The sequence below is a fragment of the Variovorax sp. LjRoot290 genome (assembly GCF_964253985.1).
Taxonomy (GTDB): domain Bacteria; phylum Pseudomonadota; class Gammaproteobacteria; order Burkholderiales; family Burkholderiaceae_C; genus Variovorax.
On record NZ_CAXURW020000002.1, the window covers coordinates 1,334,140 to 1,350,290 of the forward strand.

General features: G+C 64.8%; 18 protein-coding genes and 2 pseudogenes. 10 read left to right on the forward strand and 10 right to left on the reverse strand.

The genetic code is table 11. From position 1 onward, the window contains the following. The first annotated feature begins 20 nt into the window (after nucleotides 1–20). From ACSQ9A_RS35380 to ACSQ9A_RS35395, 4 genes are all read left to right on the forward strand, one after another. Nucleotides 21–326 carry a 4Fe-4S dicluster domain-containing protein gene (locus tag ACSQ9A_RS35380; protein WP_436307408.1) on the forward strand — a complete coding sequence of 102 codons (306 nt, stop codon included), beginning with the start codon at nucleotides 21–23 and terminating at the stop codon, nucleotides 324–326. Further along, complete coding sequence (locus tag ACSQ9A_RS35385) at nucleotides 323–1,690, forward strand: FAD-dependent oxidoreductase (protein WP_436307409.1); 1,368 nt, start codon at nucleotides 323–325, stop codon at nucleotides 1,688–1,690. The genes ACSQ9A_RS35380 and ACSQ9A_RS35385 overlap by 4 nt, the downstream gene beginning before the upstream one ends. Then, complete coding sequence (gene moaA / locus ACSQ9A_RS35390; protein WP_436307410.1) at nucleotides 1,684–2,709, forward strand: GTP 3',8-cyclase MoaA; 1,026 nt, start codon at nucleotides 1,684–1,686, stop codon at nucleotides 2,707–2,709. The genes ACSQ9A_RS35385 and moaA overlap by 7 nt, the downstream gene beginning before the upstream one ends. A gap of 646 nt (nucleotides 2,710–3,355) precedes the next feature. Beyond that, nucleotides 3,356–4,729 carry an amidohydrolase family protein gene (locus tag ACSQ9A_RS35395; RefSeq protein ID WP_436307411.1) on the forward strand — a complete coding sequence of 458 codons (1,374 nt, stop codon included), beginning with the start codon at nucleotides 3,356–3,358 and terminating at the stop codon, nucleotides 4,727–4,729. 257 nt (nucleotides 4,730–4,986) lie between these two features. Here the strand turns inward: ACSQ9A_RS35395 and ACSQ9A_RS35400 are convergent. Continuing rightward, a pseudogene (locus ACSQ9A_RS35400) lies at nucleotides 4,987–5,532 on the reverse strand (helix-turn-helix domain-containing protein); the annotation flags it as partial. A gap of 361 nt (nucleotides 5,533–5,893) precedes the next feature. Between ACSQ9A_RS35400 and ACSQ9A_RS35405 the strand changes: the two are divergent. Beyond that, entirely contained in the window at nucleotides 5,894–6,157 is a 264-nt protein-coding gene (locus ACSQ9A_RS35405) for a helix-turn-helix domain-containing protein (RefSeq protein WP_436307412.1), read from the forward strand. 118 nt (nucleotides 6,158–6,275) lie between these two features. Here ACSQ9A_RS35405 and ACSQ9A_RS35410 read toward each other — a convergent pair whose 3' ends face one another. The 3 genes from ACSQ9A_RS35410 to ACSQ9A_RS35420 form a co-directional block, all read right to left on the reverse strand. After that, complete coding sequence (locus tag ACSQ9A_RS35410) at nucleotides 6,276–6,884, reverse strand: hypothetical protein (RefSeq protein ID WP_436307413.1); 609 nt, start codon at nucleotides 6,882–6,884, stop codon at nucleotides 6,276–6,278. 130 nt (nucleotides 6,885–7,014) lie between these two features. Next, nucleotides 7,015–7,425 carry a chorismate mutase family protein gene (locus tag ACSQ9A_RS35415; RefSeq protein WP_436307414.1) on the reverse strand — a complete coding sequence of 137 codons (411 nt, stop codon included), beginning with the start codon at nucleotides 7,423–7,425 and terminating at the stop codon, nucleotides 7,015–7,017. Between the two features lie 10 nt (nucleotides 7,426–7,435). After that, complete coding sequence (locus tag ACSQ9A_RS35420) at nucleotides 7,436–8,485, reverse strand: Bug family tripartite tricarboxylate transporter substrate binding protein (protein ID WP_436307415.1); 1,050 nt, start codon at nucleotides 8,483–8,485, stop codon at nucleotides 7,436–7,438. A gap of 641 nt (nucleotides 8,486–9,126) precedes the next feature. Between ACSQ9A_RS35420 and ACSQ9A_RS35425 the strand changes: the two are divergent. From ACSQ9A_RS35425 to ACSQ9A_RS35440, 4 genes and pseudogenes are all read left to right on the forward strand, one after another. Next, nucleotides 9,127–9,255 (forward strand): annotated as a pseudogene (locus ACSQ9A_RS35425) (N-acylhomoserine lactone synthase); the annotation flags it as partial. Nucleotides 9,256–9,322: 67 nt separating this feature from the next. After that, entirely contained in the window at nucleotides 9,323–9,694 is a 372-nt protein-coding gene (locus tag ACSQ9A_RS35430; RefSeq protein ID WP_436307763.1) for an acyl-homoserine-lactone synthase, read from the forward strand. A gap of 23 nt (nucleotides 9,695–9,717) precedes the next feature. Beyond that, nucleotides 9,718–10,056 (forward strand): transcriptional regulator, encoded by a 339-nt coding sequence (locus ACSQ9A_RS35435; protein ID WP_436293159.1) that lies wholly within the window; start codon nucleotides 9,718–9,720, stop codon nucleotides 10,054–10,056. Then, nucleotides 10,031–10,513: a helix-turn-helix domain-containing protein gene (locus tag ACSQ9A_RS35440; protein WP_436293158.1), complete on the forward strand. Its 483-nt coding sequence runs from the start codon at nucleotides 10,031–10,033 to the stop codon at nucleotides 10,511–10,513. Before ACSQ9A_RS35435 ends, ACSQ9A_RS35440 begins: the two co-directional genes overlap by 26 nt. A 254-nt stretch (nucleotides 10,514–10,767) precedes the next feature. On the opposite strand, the gene ACSQ9A_RS35445 is transcribed toward ACSQ9A_RS35440, so the two are convergent. From ACSQ9A_RS35445 to ACSQ9A_RS35455, 3 genes are all read right to left on the reverse strand, one after another. Further along, entirely contained in the window at nucleotides 10,768–10,950 is a 183-nt protein-coding gene (locus ACSQ9A_RS35445) for a hypothetical protein (RefSeq protein ID WP_436307416.1), read from the reverse strand. A gap of 401 nt (nucleotides 10,951–11,351) precedes the next feature. After that, entirely contained in the window at nucleotides 11,352–12,707 is a 1,356-nt protein-coding gene (locus ACSQ9A_RS35450) for a type II toxin-antitoxin system HipA family toxin (RefSeq protein WP_436307417.1), read from the reverse strand. After that, nucleotides 12,697–13,038, reverse strand: a complete 342-nt coding sequence (locus tag ACSQ9A_RS35455) for a helix-turn-helix domain-containing protein (RefSeq protein WP_436307418.1) — start codon at nucleotides 13,036–13,038, stop codon at nucleotides 12,697–12,699. The genes ACSQ9A_RS35450 and ACSQ9A_RS35455 overlap by 11 nt, the downstream gene beginning before the upstream one ends. Before the next feature lie 109 nt (nucleotides 13,039–13,147). Between ACSQ9A_RS35455 and ACSQ9A_RS35460 the strand changes: the two genes are divergently transcribed. Next, nucleotides 13,148–13,504 carry a PHP domain-containing protein gene (locus ACSQ9A_RS35460; protein ID WP_436307419.1) on the forward strand — a complete coding sequence of 119 codons (357 nt, stop codon included), beginning with the start codon at nucleotides 13,148–13,150 and terminating at the stop codon, nucleotides 13,502–13,504. Nucleotides 13,505–13,746: 242 nt separating this feature from the next. Here ACSQ9A_RS35460 and ACSQ9A_RS35465 read toward each other — a convergent pair whose 3' ends face one another. From ACSQ9A_RS35465 to ACSQ9A_RS35475, 3 genes are all read right to left on the reverse strand, one after another. Further along, nucleotides 13,747–14,457 carry an autoinducer binding domain-containing protein gene (locus ACSQ9A_RS35465; RefSeq protein ID WP_436307420.1) on the reverse strand — a complete coding sequence of 237 codons (711 nt, stop codon included), beginning with the start codon at nucleotides 14,455–14,457 and terminating at the stop codon, nucleotides 13,747–13,749. A 229-nt stretch (nucleotides 14,458–14,686) separates the two neighbouring features. Beyond that, nucleotides 14,687–15,358, reverse strand: a complete 672-nt coding sequence (locus tag ACSQ9A_RS35470; RefSeq protein ID WP_436307421.1) for an RES family NAD+ phosphorylase — start codon at nucleotides 15,356–15,358, stop codon at nucleotides 14,687–14,689. Then, nucleotides 15,355–15,993 carry a hypothetical protein gene (locus ACSQ9A_RS35475; protein WP_436297138.1) on the reverse strand — a complete coding sequence of 213 codons (639 nt, stop codon included), beginning with the start codon at nucleotides 15,991–15,993 and terminating at the stop codon, nucleotides 15,355–15,357. The genes ACSQ9A_RS35470 and ACSQ9A_RS35475 overlap by 4 nt, the downstream gene beginning before the upstream one ends. Between the last annotated feature and the right edge of the window lie 158 nt (nucleotides 15,994–16,151).

Sequence of the window (16,151 nt, forward strand, 5' to 3'; positions counted from 1 at the left end):
CAACCGCTCCCACATCGCATATGACCTACGTTGTCACCGACCTTTGCACCGGATGCCGCTACACCGAGTGCGTCACCGTCTGCCCCGTCACGTGCTTTCACATGGACGACCGGATGACCTACATCGATCCGGAGAACTGCATCGACTGCGGAGGCTGCGCCACCGCCTGCCCGGTGGGCGCCATCCAGGCCTCCTTCCTTCTTCCCGTCGACAAGGCGCAATGGATCGAGATCAACCGGGTTCGGTCAGCAGAAACGCCGGTCATCGCCGATCGCCTGCCACCCTTGCCCACCGCCGAAGCGCGGCGCGCGGAGCTGGGCCTATGAGCGATGCCGGCGCCGCTACGTTGTCTGCGTCGTTCAGGGTGGCCGTCGTGGGCGCGGGCCCCAGCGGCTTCTACGCGGCCGAGGCGCTGCTGCGCTCGGCGCTGCCCATGCGCGTGGACCTGCTGGAGCGGCTGCCCGTGCCCCATGGACTCGTCCGCTATGGTGTGGCGCCCGACCACCCCAAGCTCAAGCAGGTGACCGCCGTGTTCGACCGCATCGCGGCCATGCCCGGGTTTCGCTTTGTCGGCGGCGTGGAAGTCGGCACTGACGTGTCGGTCGACGATCTGCTCGCGAGCTACCACGCGGTCGTTCTGGCCACGGGCGCACCGCTGGGCCGGCGCATGAATATCGCTGGCGAGGGCCTGCCCGGCAGCCACATGGCGAGCGATTTCGTCGGCTGGTACAACGGTCATCCGGACCAGAAGGACTGCCATTTCGATCTGTCCTGCGAACGCGCGGTGATCGTCGGCCAGGGCAATGTCTCGCTCGACGTGGCGCGCATCCTGCTCAAGGGCGTGAACGAACTGCGCCGCACCGACATCGCCGCCCATGCGCTGGATGCCCTGGCCCAAAGCCGCGTGCGCGAGGTGCACATCGTCGGGCGCCGTGGGCCCACGGACATTCGCTTTTCGCCCAAGGAATTGCACGAGATCGGCGAACTTCCTTCGTGCGACGCGCTGGTGGATGCCGCCGACATTCGTGCCGGCAGTTTTGCCGCTCCTGCGGGAACGGATGCCGAGAAGGTGGCGGCCATCGCCATGCTGGAGCGCCTTGCCGGTGTACACCCTGCGAAGGACAAGCGCTGCGTCTTCCGCTTTCACCTGGAGCCGCAGGGCATTGAAGGCTCCACCTCCGTTGACTGCATTCGTTTCAACAGGCCGCGAGGCTGGGCGGCGAGCCTGGAGCCGGCGTCCGTCGGCATCGAATGCGGCCTGGTGTTCTCCAGCATCGGCCGGCGGTCCTGCTCGATCGGCGGCGTGCCCTACGACGAAAGCCGGGGGACACATGCGAATTTCCAGGGACGGGTCGTGAGTGCCGGCCAAGTGGTGGAAGGCCTCTATGTTTGCGGCTGGTGCAAGCGCGGGCCCCAAGGCACCATCGGCACCAACCGCGCCTGCAGCTACGAAACGGCGCAGGCCGTGCTGGCCGATCTGCCCGCGCTGGCGCATCGCGCCCTCACAGCCGGGCACCAACTGCATGCCGGCAGGCCGGCCCAATACCTGGGGAAGTACCTGGATTTCCGGGACTGGGCGCGGATCGACAAGGCCGAGGTTGCGCGTGGCGCGGCCATCGGCAAGCCCAGGGAAAAGTTCGTGTCGCTGGAGCATCTCTACGCCGCCGCCCGCGAGGAACACCCATGCTGATCGATCAACGCCAAGTCTCGCTGATGCCGCTGGTCGATACCTACGAGCGGCGAATCAGCTACCTGCGCCTCTCCGTGACCGACCGCTGCAATCTGCGCTGCGTCTACTGCATGTCCGAAAACATGCGGTTTCATCCGAGCCCGGAGCTGCTGACGATCGAGGAGCTGGATCGAATCGCCCGACTCTTCATTGCGCGTGGCGTGAAAAAGCTGCGCATCACGGGCGGAGAGCCCTTGGTACGCAAGGGCGTCATCGATCTGTTCCGTTCTCTGTCGGACTGCCTGCATGACGGCTCCTTGCACGAACTCACCCTGACCACCAACGGCCTTCGGCTGGCGCACTTTGCGCACGACCTTGCCGCGGCCGGCGTGCGGCGAGTCAATGTCTCGCTGGACACGCTCGATGCGCAGCGCTTCGCGCAGCTCACCCGTGGCGGATTGCTCGGCGAGGTGCTCGAGGGCATCGAAGCTGCGCAAGCGGCCGGCATGGCGGTCAAGCTCAACGCTGTCGCCTTGCGTGGCATCACCGACGAGGAAATCCACACGCTCATCGAATTTGCGCACGGCCGGGGCATGACCCTGACCCTGATCGAGACCATGCCCCTGGGCGAGACGGGTCTTGACCGGGGGAGCCAGTTCCTGGGGCTCGACGTGCTTCGCCGCGAGATCGGCAAGCGGTGGACGCTCACCGACGTGCCCAACCGCAGCGGCGGCCCCGCGCGCTACGCAAGGCTTGAGCAAACCGGCGGGCTCATCGGCTTCATCACGCCTCTCACAGAGCACTTCTGCGGCGACTGCAATCGCGTGCGGGTGACGGCCGTGGGCACGCTCTATACCTGCCTCGGGCACGAAGACGGTGTCGACCTCAGAGAGTTGCTGCGCGGCCCCATGGCGGAAGCAGAGCTGCACCAGGCCATTGGCAATGCCATCGCACACAAGCCCAAGGGCCACGACTTCTCGCTTCAAGGGCGCGCCTTGCCGGTCAGGCTGGTCCGCCACATGTCTGTGACTGGCGGATAGTTGGCTCGGAGAAGCTCATCGGGTCTCTCTGCCAAGATCACCAACGGGGCCGCCATTTGGCAGTGGCGGCTTTCCAGATGCTTACCTCGCTTTCGGATCTGCCGCGGTAGCGGCTCTGGACAACGACCAAGCGGCCGGCTGCTCTGCAGCGGTTGCTGTCCTTGGCTCGCGGGCTTCCACTGACGGCTCAGTAGCTGCTTGCTGACCTTGAGTCCGGGTCAAATGGGTTCAGCTTGCCCGCGTGCGCGCGATACGAGTCGAACCTGATCAGGACGTTGGGGCTTGCGTCGTAAGGTCGCCGACAAGAGGGAGTGGCGGGTTCAAGCAACTCGAGAAGGCGCGGACGACGCGCGGTGAATAGCTGACCACGATCCAGGTTGGCCCATCACCCCCCGTACGAGATCGAGGCCCGCTTCAGGCCGTAGCAATCTTCCGCTCCCCGGACCCGGAACGTCCGCCTTCAGTCTTCTTGCCACTCTCGAGGCGTTCTACACACAGCACAGCCCGCCCGCGGGAGTACCTAGCTTGTGTTCTAGGGCCGAGCCCCCGCGGCGCGGAGCAGAATCGGGAGGTCTCGTCGAAACCAAGGGGCTCATGGCGCCGTTGGCGGGCCGGCGGGTCTTCTTGATCAAACCGGGGGACCACCATGCATGACAGCGACCCTGAGGGCAAGCGCCTTCCCATCAAGCTCGACAGCACCTCGAATGGCGAGTTCGCACCGGTGTCGCTGTGGCCGGCGAACATCGAAGCTAACCGCCTCGCACACGAGGCCGCGGCAACCAACGCGAAGCGACTGGGATGCTCGAAGCGAGCGTTCCTGACCTCGTCCTGTGGCGCAGCCAGCACGCTGCTGGCCTTCAACGCGGCCAATGCCGCGGCCGGAAGGACCGGCGGCTTCTTCGAGCTGCCCAGCGACGCGGTGCTGGATATGCAGCTCGCGCGCGCGCAGGTCGGCCCCGCCAGGCAGGAGTTCATCCTCGACGTCCAGGGCCACTTCATCGACACGCCGAAAGGCAATTCAAAGGGCGCGGAGGTCTTCCTCAAGGACGTGTTCATGGACAGCGACACCGACGTGATGGTGCTGTCCTTCGTACCCTCCGCTCGCGACGCCGAACCGGTCACGATCCAGGCCGCCGACGAGGTCCGCCGGCTGGTCGACAAGCTCGAGGGAACGCACCGGCTGCTGCTGCATGGACGCGTCAACCCGAACCAGCCCGGAGACCTCGAGGGCATGGACGAGTTGCACGAGAAGTGGGGCATCAGCGCCTGGAAGACCTACACGCAGTATGGACCGAACGGCAAGGGCTACTTCCTGCACGACGACGTCGGCATCCGGTTCATCGAGAAGGCTCGCGCACTGGGCGTCAAGAACATCTGCATCCACAAGGGCCTGCCGTTCGGACCACGCTCCTACGAGCACAGCCAGTGCAGCGACATCGGCGTCGTCGCCAGGCGTTACCCGGACGTGAACTTCCTGATCTATCACTCGGGCTTCGTCAGCACGGTGACCGAAAAGGCCTACGACGCGAGCGGCAAGAGCGACGGCATCGACACGCTGATTACGTCCTTGCGCAAACACCAGGTCAAGCCGAACAGCAACGTCTATGCGGAGCTGGGCAGCACGTGGCGCTTCCTAATGCGTGACCCCGAACAGGCGGCTCACGCCCTGGGAAAACTGATCGTCGCGTGCGGCGAGAACAACGTGCTGTGGGGCACGGATTCGATCTGGTACGGCTCACCGCAGGACCAGATCCAAGCCTTCCGGACGTTCCAGATCTCGGCGGAACTGCGCGAACGGCATGGCTATCCGGAGATGACGCCTGCGCTGCGGGCCAAGATATTCGGTCTCAACGCCGCGAACGTGTACGGCTTGACGCCGACGGAAGTGAAGCGATACACCGCCCGCGACTCGGTCGCCCGAAAGCGCATGGCCTACCTGGAGAAACCCGATCCTCACTTCAGGACCTACGGGCCAAAGACGCGACGCGAGTTCCTCAGGGTGTTCGATCCAGCTGGCTGAGCAGCGCAGGGGAGACTGTTGGCGGAAGACGCTCTCACCCGGTACGTCTCAACGACTGGTTTCCGCTCGAACCGTCGTTCGACCGACGCCGCGCGAGTGGGCGCAATCAGTCTAAAGCGGTAGTCGGGCCTTGTCGCGAAACGCAGGACGATCGCCATCGTCGATAAGCCCCGATCGCTGCGCGCCGTGAGCTCTAAACAACCCATGTCAGTCGACGGGCTAGGTAAGGACACTTGAAGCGGCAACAGACTCTGGAACTATCCGCGCAGCGTGAACACGACAGACAGGTACGACACGGGCTGCGCCTCAACGGCCTCGATCCCATGCAAGGCCGTGGCATCAAAGAGAAGTGAATCTCCCACCTTGAGTTGGACCACCCTTGTCCCATACCGATAGCTCACTTCGCCCGACAACAGGTACAAGAACTTTAGACCCGGGTGCTGGAAAGTGACATAGGGCTCGGCGCCAGGCAGAAGGGTCACAAGGTAGGGTTCGACGAAGAGGTTTCCCGAAAGGATGTGGCCGATCAGTTCATAGCGGTAGTCAGCAACGGCTCCGACGCGGTCCACCTGCACTCCCCTACCGGCCGGCACATGTGAAAAGTCGGTTCGGCTTGGCTGATCGCCGAAGAACCGCGAGATCGGAACGTTCAGTCCACGGGCTATGCGGTAAAGGGTCTCAACCGATGGAGACACCAAGCCCCGCTCGATGCGAGACAGCATGGATGAAGAAATGCCCGAGGCGGCTGCAACCTTGCCACCCGAGACCCCCGCCGCGAGTCGCAGGGTCCGCACCTGAGCGCCGACTTCGCATGTAGCGGCGCTGCGCGTTGATTCATTTCCGTGGGCAGGCCGGCCGTGTGACGGCAAGACCGGCAGCTTTAGCGGGCGCGCCGTCGGGAAGGGAGAAGCGACCTCTCTAAGACTCATACCAGTGTTCCAGTCCGCGATCGCAGAGTCACGAACAACCAACCGACCCTTGCAGTGGCGAGGCTCCGCCCTGCTCCGCGGCGCCAAAGCTCGAAGACGCCCACCCGCCGAATGAACTTGTCCCTATGAGGCCGAAGCGCGGGCCTGGATAAGCAAAAGAGGCTTGAGGTTGGCACAGGCTATGTTATCTATAGACACGTGTCTTTTGTCAACAGCCACGCCAAAGTCACGCGCAATGCGACCCAGCCGCAATGCGCTCCTCCTTGAAGCTCTTGGCCTTGTGCTCAAGGAGCGGAGGCTTGAACTCGGCCTTACTCAAGAAGACGTAGCGGGGGAAGCTGAGATCGATCGCCCATTCGTGACGCTGATCGAGGTTGCGCGCAAACAGCCCACTGTCAGCGTTTTTTGGAAGCTCGCGGGTGCGTTGCAAATTGCGCCGGGCGACTTAGCGAAGCGAGTGGATCAGCGCTATTCAAAGATTTCGAAGCGTTCGGGTTGACCGTCAGCCGAACCGCGGCGCCTTTTAACGAAGCCCCGACCCAGGCTCAGCCTCGCGAGCACGTGCTTTGCCCTGACGCCGATCGCGTGCCTTAGAAGACCCAGGTCTTCATTTGGCTTCAACAGTCGCCAGGCCCACCTCGTGTCCGGAACTGCCGTGCGACCGGGCTGTCCTTCCAGACAACGGCCCTGCCTTCATCCACGGCTTCGCGCCCGTAGACGATCCATGCGTCGCAGATGGCGCCGATGGGCTCGATCACCTCAAAGCGCTCAGCGTGTGCCGCCGCGAAGGACGCGAAGACGACGCCCGCTTCGTAGCGTCCTTCGGCGAGGCCGGCTTGGACCGCGAGCACCGTGGGCTCATGGACGACGGTCGGCCAGGCGGAAAGGTCGGCATAGGACTGCGTGGCGGGCTGCACGCCCACCTTGCCGGTGCCCTCCCCGCTTCCCATGGCCCTTACCAGCGCCATGGGACGGCTGGGGGAAATGAAGGCGTCGACCACCACCATGGCTGCGCGATAGGTGCCCGTGATCTCGGCGGCCGCGGGATGAACGGCGCATTGAAGCAGATAGTCCGCCTCGCCGGCAATCAGCGCACGTGCGCCGGCATGGAAGTCGTTGAACAGCACGATGCGAGAGACTTCCGCGATGCCATGCGCGGCAAGGTACTGCTGGAGAACGAAGTGGTGGTTGCTGCCCTCGAGGCCCAAGGTCGAGAAAGTGAGCATGTGCTTTAACAGTAGAGCATGACTGGTGACAGTTGGTCGTCCTCGACGGCTGCCATTGCGGGGTTCGCGGCCTTCGCGAGCTGCCGGCGATGCCGCGACCGGCTCTGGTCTGAATGAAAGATGGGCGGCTTCATGCAGGCGCTGCGGGCACACCGATGATCGCATCCTCCAGGCGGCAGGTCTCCGTGATGATCAGCTCGTAGAGCGCACGCAGGAACGTCGGGCTCATGCCGTGCTCGGCGGCAAAGGCAGCCGCCCGTTCCTGCACCACCCCGATGCGGTGGGGCTGCATCATCGGGATCGCATGGTCGCGCTTGTGCAGGCCGATCCGGCAGCAGCAGTCAAGCCGCTGCCGCAGGGTCTCGAGCAGCGTCCTGTCCAGAGCGTCGAGCTCGTCGCGCAGCGCCTGCAGGATCTGTTGGGCTTCCTCGTTGCTGCTGTCGGCAGGGGCTGCGCTCCCGTTCTGCATGGCAGACGCTGCGTCATTGGCCGCGGCCGTGGTTTGCTGGCGCCCGCTCGGGCGCGGTTGTTCAGGGTTCATGGGGGTCTCCCTACTCGAGCTTGATGCCCTGGCTCGCGATGATCTGGGTGAGCTCTGCCGTGTCCGCCCTCACCCGGCGGACCAGCGCCTCGCCCGATATGCCGGCCGCCTCGTAGCCATGCTGGAAGAGCTTCTGCCGCACCTCGGGGGAGCGGATGACTTCCGAGAGGACCTGGGTCAGGCGCTGGACGATCGGGGTGGGCAGGCTGGCGGGGGCTGCCGCAGCAGTCCAGATCTCGAGCTCGAAATCCTTGAGTCCTGCTTCCTGCAAGCTCGGATAGTCGGGCACGAGTGCGGAGCGGCGCGCCGAGGTCACGCCGATCGCGCGGAGCTTTCCGGCCTTGACCTGCACTTCGGCAAGGCCCGGCGGAAGGAGCGCCAGTTGCAACTGGGCGCTGGCCAGGCCGGTGATGACCTGCGGATTGCCCTGGTAGGGCACGTGCACGGCGCCGATCCCGGTGCGGGCCTTGAGGAGCTCCATGCCAAGGTGGCCGATCGTGCCGATGCCGGGCGTCCCATAGCTCCAGGTGCTGCCGGCAGCGCGCGCGGCGTCGAGGAAGCCGCGGGCGTCGGCCTTCGAGACCTCCGACGTCGTGGCGAGCACCAAGGGCGCCGTGCAGATGATGCTGAGCGGCACCAGGTCCTTTTGCGGGTCGTAGGGGGTCGCCGGATTGAGGACCTTGGCAATGGTCATGTTGCCGTTGATGAGGATGCCCACCGTGTGCCTGTCGGTGGACTTCGCGACGATGTCCGCCGCGATGTTGCCGCTCGCGCCCGGATGGTTCTCGACGACCACCGGCTGGCCCAGCGCCCTCGCCATGGGGATGGCCAGGGTGCGCGCAACGAAGTCCGGCGACGAACCGCCGCCAAAGCCGACGATGAGGCGCAGCGGTCGCGTCGGCCAGTTCAGATCCGCCGGCTGGTTGCTCGAGGTGCCCGGTGGGCTGGGATCGGTGCGACTCGCACCAGACGATTGCGCGAAGGCGGCGCCGGCGCAGGCGAGCGCGCCGAAAACGCACAACAGGCGCGCGGCAAATGATCGAAAAAGGAGGAAGGACATGGCAAGAGAAGTTGGAAATCGGAAGCCAAGTCTTTCTTCGACAACGCGCCGAATCAACTCCTGCTTGGTGCGCAAAAAGCCTCCACACTTGCTCAGCGACACACAGGCCCGACTCGCCGAGGAGCGGGCGCGGTGAGGACCTCGTCGCACTTGCTTGGTGTGCAAGATCGTTGTCGAGCGTCGGCGGCGCGCTGGTGCGCTGCGGGCGTGTCGCGGCACGCGCGCACGAAGATTCTTGCTGCGTCTTCGCGTCAGCTGCGGTCATTGCGGCAGTCCCTCAAGGCGCTTTCATGGCGCGCAGGCTGGTGGGCTTTTCGAGTGACTTGGGACTGGTCATGCGTGACGCGGTGCACGTGCAAAGGGCGCAGCTTGCGTTCGTCGCCCGCGAGCATTTCGGAGTGCATTCACGTGCGGCCATCAAGCGACCTGGCCGTCCTCGTGACCTCCGAGAGCGCGCGCGATCCGGTCAGCCTGTGGTGAGCGGCAGCGCATCCGTGGTGTCGGACGGGACGATCGTGTGTTCAGCCCCTACCAATTCCGGTAGTGCCGCCCTGCCCGCTGCCTCGCTGTAATTCGATCACTTCGGACAAGAAGGGTCGCACATGGAATTCATCACGGGCACCGCCGATGTCCCGCCAGGCATGCTGTTCGATCTGGCGCACTACCGCCATCGCGTCTTCGTGCAAGGTCTGGGCTGGAAGCTTCCTGCGCGACAGCGCATTGAACTCGACGAGTTCGACCGGCGCGATACGCGGTACGTGGTGGCACTGGACACCCAGCGCAGGATCGTCGGCACGACCCGACTGCTGTCGACCGAGGCCCTACCTGCTCAAGGAAGTGTTCCCCGATCTGTTGGGCGGCGCGCGGTTTCCGCATTCACCGCAGATGTGGGAGCTCTCGCGCTTCGCGGCGGTGGATCTCGAGTCGGCGAAACGGGACTTCCACCGTTCGCTCGCCTCCCCGCTCGCGCTGCAGGTCCTGGAGGCGGCCATGGGCCTGGCGGCCCGCTGCGGCGCGACCCAGCTGATCAGCGTTTCGCCCCCGGCGGTTGAACGCATCCTGCGCGCCGCCGGCCTGCGCGCACAACGCGCCGGACCCCCGATGGAATTCGACGGCGAGATGCTCATTGCCTGCCTCCTCCAGGTCGATCCGACCTGGCGCGCGCCGGCACCCACCTCGGTCACGCCAGGCGAGCGCGTCGCCGCCTGAGTATATCGGCAGGAACTACGCCATTGGCGTACACTTCGAACATCCTGACGGTCGTTGAAACGCCGACGTTCCAGAAGCTTTGGCCGAACTATTGGACGGAGGAAGAGCGCGGCGAGTTCGCAGCCTACATCGCAGCGAACCCAGACGATGGAGACCCGGTAAAGAGATCGGGAGGTGTGCGGAAGGTGCGATGGAGCCGGGCTGGATCGGGCAAGAGTGGCGGCGTGCGGATTGTCTACTTCAACCGCAAGAAGGCCGGCGAAGTCGTTCTGTTGTTGATCTACGCCAAAGCGAACCTTGATTCGATCTCCGGCGAAACGTTGAAGGAGTTGCGTGATGCCGCAGAAAAAGCCTCTGAGTGATGCCGAGCTGGCTGCCTTTGAAGCCGGCCAGGACTTCGAAGCCTTGCTCGTTCAATCGGCGCGCGAGATGGGCGCCGGGAAGACGCGCAAGGTGTACACCCCTGTCGTGGCAGCTCGCGAAAATGCGGGCCTGTCGCAAGCCGCGTTTGCCGAACTGCTCGGTGTCTCTGTGCGCACCTTGCAGCAGTGGGAACAGGGCCGTCGCGAGCCCACGGGCGCAGCGAAGACGCTGATAACGATCGCCGCAAAGATGCCGGAAGCACTCAAGGCAGTCGATCCGAATTTCAAGGCGCCCGCCGCGCGCGTTGCCAGTGCCCGTGCGGTTGCCGTCATGCGTAGCGCAGTCGAGGCGGCAAACAACGCATTTGAGGCCGTGCAGCGCGCAGCTGTCCATTCCGCAAAGAAGGCACCTCAGCGCGCCCATGGCCGCGTGGTTGCCAAGCACATCAAGGCCTGAATCCATCGAATGCCGGGCAACAGCTCGCGAGACCTACGACGGGTCGCGGTGGGGTGTGCGAAGGTTTTGGGACACCTCTCACCGGCCGTCGATAGCGTCCAGCCGAGCGCATCGCCGCCTGATCGCGACGAAACGCGTCAGCGCAGGCTTGCCGTCGGCCGTCCATCGGAGAACCTCGACCTGCCGACGCGTGAGCGGCTCGTGGAGCGCCGCCTGGGCGCCGCCAAGATGGCCGGCGAGTGTCAAATAGTGAATCAGGCCGCGGCGCAGTTCTGAAGAGAAACCACGACCGCGTTCGAGCCGTCGTCATAGATCTCGGGGCCAAGGATCGTGCCAGTCATCATGCCGGCCTTGAAGCCAGGAGCGCGAGTGGTGCAGGTGAAGTAGATCTTGTCGCGCTTGTTGATGTGAAAGAACCCTGCCCAGGTTCTTGGCATCGAGCTTGGCTACCTTCCCATGGAGCCAGTCCGAGCCTCCATCCCCCTTCTCCTTCTTGATCGCCAGTTTGATCGCCTGATAGTCCAGCGTGCCGGGAGCGCCGGCAGAGGCTGATCCCTTCTGGCGAGCGTTCTTCGAGGCATCGGCCTTCGATGTGGGTGCGAGCGCGGGAGCTGGGCCGGGGGAGGGTGCAGTCGCCACCGGTGCTGCGGGAGCTGGCGCCGCGGCTCGGGGTTGAAAGGTGCAGCCGGTGAACAGAATGGAGGCCGCAGCAACCAACACGAGAGACTTCGAGCTCATCGATCAAGATTCAGAGTTTTGATCCGACGAGTCTGTCGCCTCCGATGCTGATCGCGCTAGGTTGAGCGTGCAGAATTCACGCGAATGGTCGTTCAAGTACTCACCCGCCGCTCGTGCGTCCCTCTCGTTGACTACCTTCGGCCTCTTCGGCATCCGCCAGTCCAGAGCGAGCCACTCGGCTGATGACCTGTTTCAACGTAGGTGGAAAGCAACTGGAAAACTTCTCGATCGCCGCCTCGCTCAGGCCGCTTTGGGCGAAGCACTGTCGCCAGTTCTGGCGCACGGTGGCCTGAATACTGTCGTGAATTTCGGCTGCCTGCGCGTGCGACAGATCGAAGCTTGCGCACTCGCTGAGGATGTTGTCGCGCGTCGGTTCCGCGTCGTCGCCCACGCGCATCGCCTGAACGCGCCTCTGCGTTGTCGGAATCCGAGGGACCATGTCGTAAGCACCGGACAAACGGAATCCGTCGCCCATTTCATCGGCGACGAAGCCGTGGTTGCGATCGTGGTCGTCCGTGTTGGACACGACGCAGTTGAACACCATGCGTCCGAACAGTTCGTGCTTGTCCGCAAGCGGCTTGGCGCTCCACCGCGTCAGATCGCGCGCCAGGCCGGGATAGCTGCCGGTATAGGAGTTCTCGTTGACACCCGAGGACCTGAGGACCGTCCGCGCGCTCACGAATGCGTCGCGGCTCCACGCTGTGGCGCCGTCCTCGTTCTTCACGGCGGTCCGGTCGAATCGCTTCACGAGCAGGAGCTCGGCCCCGTCGATCGTGACGATCTCCGAATCCACCGTATCGATACCGCAGCGCCGAGCGAGCGCGTGCATGGCATGCTCGAGGCGTGCCACCGGAACTTCCGGGTCATCGTGGCGAGATGGAAACTTCGCGAGCCACTGGAAGGCTTCGTCCGCGATCGTCAGCTTTGGTCTGGCTCCGCCCATCGCCGTGTTCGGTCGGACCCAATTCTCGAGAGAGGGGTCTTCCTTACGTCCACGTTCGATCCCGGCAAGAACACCGACCGCGGCCTTGAGCACGTCGCGCCCCGGAAGGGCGCGTTGCACGGGCGGCACTTCTGGCGCTTCGCTGAAATCGAGATTCCCCACCCGGTCACCCTGACTGCGCAGTAGGTACCCAACCGGCGATTCGGGCTTGCCGTACATCAGGTCGATCACCCCACGGCCCCAATCGTCGGGCGATGCGTCGACGAACACGCCGAAGAACCCGAGCTGCGCTGTCGTCGGATGCTCGCCGGCCCGCAGCGGAAGCATCACGGGATCGATCGGACGCGCATGGGTCAGGGCCAGATAGGACTTGGCGTAAACGAACTTACCCACGCCGCCGGCGGCGGTCTTTTCATTGTTGAATCGCCCGCACAAGGTTGGATGGACGTCGCCTGGGAGGTACACCCAAACGTATGCCTGGTTGGCCGGAGGCTCGTTGCGCTTAGAAGTCATTGTCGACCTTCGTTCCCACGCGCACCCGCTTGGTCTGGGTCGAGAGTTCCAGCGCCAGGCCGTCGCGGTCCAATCCCGGATCCGCGAGGAGATCAACCTCTTCGTCGAGACCGAGCGCCCAGAGCGCTTTGACGTACGCGCCGATTCCCGTGCTCACCTCTCCGCGCTCGATGGCTTCCATCGTCGATCGGGAAACGCCCGCACGCTGCGCGAAGTCTTCGCGCCGCAGCCGCCGGCGCGTGCGGGCCGCACGGATTCGCTGACCGAGTCGCTGGACTCGATCCACGACCGCATCGGGATCTGAGGTTGGAGTACTTGCCATAGGAGGCATTATCCTGATTTAACGCGTGGCCTGCAATGTACCGAAACACGACAGCAGCATAGTCAGGACGGCGTGCGGGTCAAAGAACGCGACAAGGACTCTCTGCGATACTGGTTTTATGTGCAGTATCGAGCCGCCGCCCTTCGCAGAGCTCCACTGCCGGTCGAACTTCACCTTCCTCGTGGGCGCCTCCCAGCCCGAGGAGATGGTGGAGCGTGCCGCGGCCAAGCTGTACTCGGCCCTGGCCCTGACAGATGAATGCTCGGTCTCGGGCGTGGTGCGCGGCCATCTGGCGGCGCGCGAGGCCAACATCCATTTCATCTGCGGCAGCGAGATCCAACTCACCACGCAGAGCGGACACAGACACGCCAGGATCGTTTTCCTGGCCCAGACGAAAGCGGGTGGGGCAACCTCTGCGAATGCATCACGCTCGCGCGCCGGAGAGCCGCCAAGGGCAGCTATAGCGCCTTGGTGACGGACGTCGAGGGCAAGAACATCCAGGCGCCGCACTTGGCCGGCATGCCCGGCTGCCTGGCGCTGCTCTTGCCTGAACCCGACGCCACTGTCGAATCGTTGTTCGCGCAGGCGATGTGGCTCAAGACCTGGTTTCCGGACCGCGCCTGGCTCGTGGCGCCGCGGCCCAGCGATCGCTGGCAGTTCGCCGCCAGCGTAGACACCGAGGAGCGCGAACTCGGCGACCTGTTCCGCAGTTCACCCTCAGTCGAGCAGGCCGAGCTTCGAGGAGCGCGCGACCGCGGCACTCTTGTTGGCCACGCGCAGCTTCGCAATGGCGTTCTTGATGTGGAAGTTCACGGTGTTCGCCGAGATCGAGAGGATCGAAGCGATCTCCTCGCTGGTCTTGCCGTCGGCCGTCCATCGGAGAACTTCGGCCTGCCCACGCGTGAGCGGCTCGTGGAGGGCCGCCTGGGCGCCGCCAAGATCGCCGGCGAGCGTCAGGTGCGCGTTGTTCGCGAGCCAGCGCATCATAGGATCGTGCGCGAGAAGCTCTTTGCGCGTTAACCGGTCGTTCGAACGCGCAAGCGTGAGCATGCCGATGCGGCCATCGGCATCGAAACAGGATTGGGCCCGGCCCACACGCAGGCCGAAGGAGCGCGCCTCCTCCCACATCTGCGGTGCACGCTCGAAAAGCTTGTTGCTCCACACCACCGGCTGCGCACTGCGCGTACCGTGCGCGACGGTCGGATCCGTGCGCAGGTAGCCGGCCTTAAGGTGGCGCTCGCGCCAGCCGCGCTCGTAACTCGAGAGGATCAGCGTTTTCGGATTGGTGAACGACAGCGGAAGGCGCAGGCCATAGGCACAGTACTCGAAGCCGAGCTCGCGTGCGCCGAGCGCGATCTGCGCGAACGCGTCCTCCAGGCTGCGTGCGCCCGTGAGCCGCCGCAATACGTCATGGGTCCACAGTGCCATCGAAGAGCCCCTCTCGAAGTACGGGACGCGAGGCACTCACATCCTGGTCGGGGGCAAGGCACCCCCCGCTGCCTGAAGGCTCGAGCACTTCCTCCAGCAGCCACAAGAGAAGTCTAGAAGTGACCCCAGCAGCCGACCGGCCCGCGCACAGCTGATGCCGCTCGCCGCGCCGGACAAGGTGCCGCGCTGTGCCCGGTGGCCGGCGCGAGTGCGTCGCCCGATCCCCGGCTCACACTTCGTGCAGCTTCAGGGACCGCACCAGCGCCAACAACTCCGCGCGCCGCGCCCCGACGGCCAAGGGTTCTTCATTCAGCACCTCGAACGGCGGCTCGGGAAGGCGTTGCCCGAACAGCATCAGACAGCGGGCCGCATCGTGGCGCTTCGAGCCGTAGCCGATCGCCTGGGCCGCCGGTCGCTGCAGGTAAGCCGCCTGGGACCAGCGCCTGGTCTGCGGATAGCACCCCGGCAGGCTGTCGATCAACTGCGCCCGCGAGATCTTCTGCAGCCTCGGCAGATACGGCGTATGGAAGCTGACATACCGCAGCACCGGCGGCAGCTTCAGCTTGACCAAGTGGAAATGCGCCAGCGAGGCCACCTCGAACAAGCCGGGCGGCGAGAGTGAGACGTCGTGGAGCACGGACTCCATGTAAGCGGCTTCCGGGCTGCTCGCAACATAGTAGGTGTGCACCGGCGTGTCATCCGCCTGGTCAATGGGCGCAAAGCGGGTGTCGCCCCAGCCTTCGGTGAACGTCTGTGCCGTGGTGCTGGGATGACTGCGCGTGCAGTACACGTGGTACCAAACGGGCACCTCTTCGTGCGTTACTTCCCGGACCTCGAAGTCCTCGGCCGCGCCGGGGTCGGGAAGGTCGCAGGCCGCGCCGTGCGGCGGACCGCCGCTCATGCGACGTAGCTAGTGCGCCGCCGCTGCGCCGCATGGAGCACGGCGTCATGCCGGTCCAGCGCCTCCTTTGGCGCGACCGGCGTGCCGTCGGCTCCGACGATCCAGGCATTCGGGTAGTGGAACCACGCCGCCAACACCCACGGGTCGGCGACTTCTCCGAAGGCTTTCAAGATCTCGCGGATGACAGGCAGGGGCTCGTACATCGCATCGAACTGGTAGCGGGCGAAGTACTCCCTCCCGCCGTGGCTCACGCCGTAGATACGCCCACGCCGCTTCCAGTCGCTCGCCGGCTGCGACTTGCTCTTGGGCGCCGCTGCCTGCAGCACGTTCAACTGCTCGGCGGTCAACCAGTCGCCCTCGGCGAACACCTGCCGCAGCGTCCGCATCCGATGCACGCGGTCCTCGAGCAGTTCGGTGCTCGGCTCCAGCAGGCCTGTGGCGATCTCCGCCAAATGGTCGGCACGCACGATCACCTGACCCTGGCCGGCGTGCATCAACACCACCAGCGCCTTCTCGATAGCTTCGACCACCGACGACACCGCTGCCGGATCGGTATCGTCCGGCATGTTGACCGGCACACGCAGCCCGCCGGCCGGCCCGGCAGGCATTTGAAAGTGCATCGCTTCGTTGGGCATGGCGGGCTCCTTTGGATTCCGATCTTGCCGACATACTATCATCAATCGTCAATCTCGGCAAACGAACGCGTTCGTGACGGCGTGGGTCAAAGGGCGCCCGCCCCCGGGCGGAGATCATTGGACCTGCCTTGTGGTTGGTCCCCGCTGGCCCTTTGCTG

What these genes read in the sequence shown, in the direction of transcription:
- ACSQ9A_RS35460 (WP_436307419.1), top strand. Translation starts at nt 13,148, where the DNA reads ATGTGCAGTATCGAGCCGCCGCCCTTCGCAGAGCTCCACTGCCGGTCG.
- ACSQ9A_RS35380 (WP_436307408.1), top strand. Translation starts at nt 21, where the DNA reads ATGACCTACGTTGTCACCGACCTTTGCACCGGATGCCGCTACACCGAG.
- ACSQ9A_RS35455 (WP_436307418.1), bottom strand. Translation starts at nt 13,038, where the DNA reads ATGCCTCCTATGGCAAGTACTCCAACCTCAGATCCCGATGCGGTCGTG.
- ACSQ9A_RS35450 (WP_436307417.1), bottom strand. Translation starts at nt 12,707, where the DNA reads ATGACTTCTAAGCGCAACGAGCCTCCGGCCAACCAGGCATACGTTTGG.
- ACSQ9A_RS35465 (WP_436307420.1), bottom strand. Translation starts at nt 14,457, where the DNA reads ATGGCACTGTGGACCCATGACGTATTGCGGCGGCTCACGGGCGCACGC.
- ACSQ9A_RS35470 (WP_436307421.1), bottom strand. Translation starts at nt 15,358, where the DNA reads ATGAGCGGCGGTCCGCCGCACGGCGCGGCCTGCGACCTTCCCGACCCC.
- ACSQ9A_RS35440 (WP_436293158.1), top strand. Translation starts at nt 10,031, where the DNA reads ATGCCGCAGAAAAAGCCTCTGAGTGATGCCGAGCTGGCTGCCTTTGAA.
- ACSQ9A_RS35405 (WP_436307412.1), top strand. Translation starts at nt 5,894, where the DNA reads ATGCGACCCAGCCGCAATGCGCTCCTCCTTGAAGCTCTTGGCCTTGTG.
- ACSQ9A_RS35410 (WP_436307413.1), bottom strand. Translation starts at nt 6,884, where the DNA reads ATGCTCACTTTCTCGACCTTGGGCCTCGAGGGCAGCAACCACCACTTC.
- ACSQ9A_RS35385 (WP_436307409.1), top strand. Translation starts at nt 323, where the DNA reads ATGAGCGATGCCGGCGCCGCTACGTTGTCTGCGTCGTTCAGGGTGGCC.
- ACSQ9A_RS35445 (WP_436307416.1), bottom strand. Translation starts at nt 10,950, where the DNA reads ATGCCAAGAACCTGGGCAGGGTTCTTTCACATCAACAAGCGCGACAAG.
- ACSQ9A_RS35475 (WP_436297138.1), bottom strand. Translation starts at nt 15,993, where the DNA reads ATGCCCAACGAAGCGATGCACTTTCAAATGCCTGCCGGGCCGGCCGGC.
- ACSQ9A_RS35415 (WP_436307414.1), bottom strand. Translation starts at nt 7,425, where the DNA reads ATGAACCCTGAACAACCGCGCCCGAGCGGGCGCCAGCAAACCACGGCC.
- ACSQ9A_RS35420 (WP_436307415.1), bottom strand. Translation starts at nt 8,485, where the DNA reads ATGTCCTTCCTCCTTTTTCGATCATTTGCCGCGCGCCTGTTGTGCGTT.
- moaA (WP_436307410.1), top strand. Translation starts at nt 1,684, where the DNA reads ATGCTGATCGATCAACGCCAAGTCTCGCTGATGCCGCTGGTCGATACC.
- ACSQ9A_RS35395 (WP_436307411.1), top strand. Translation starts at nt 3,356, where the DNA reads ATGCATGACAGCGACCCTGAGGGCAAGCGCCTTCCCATCAAGCTCGAC.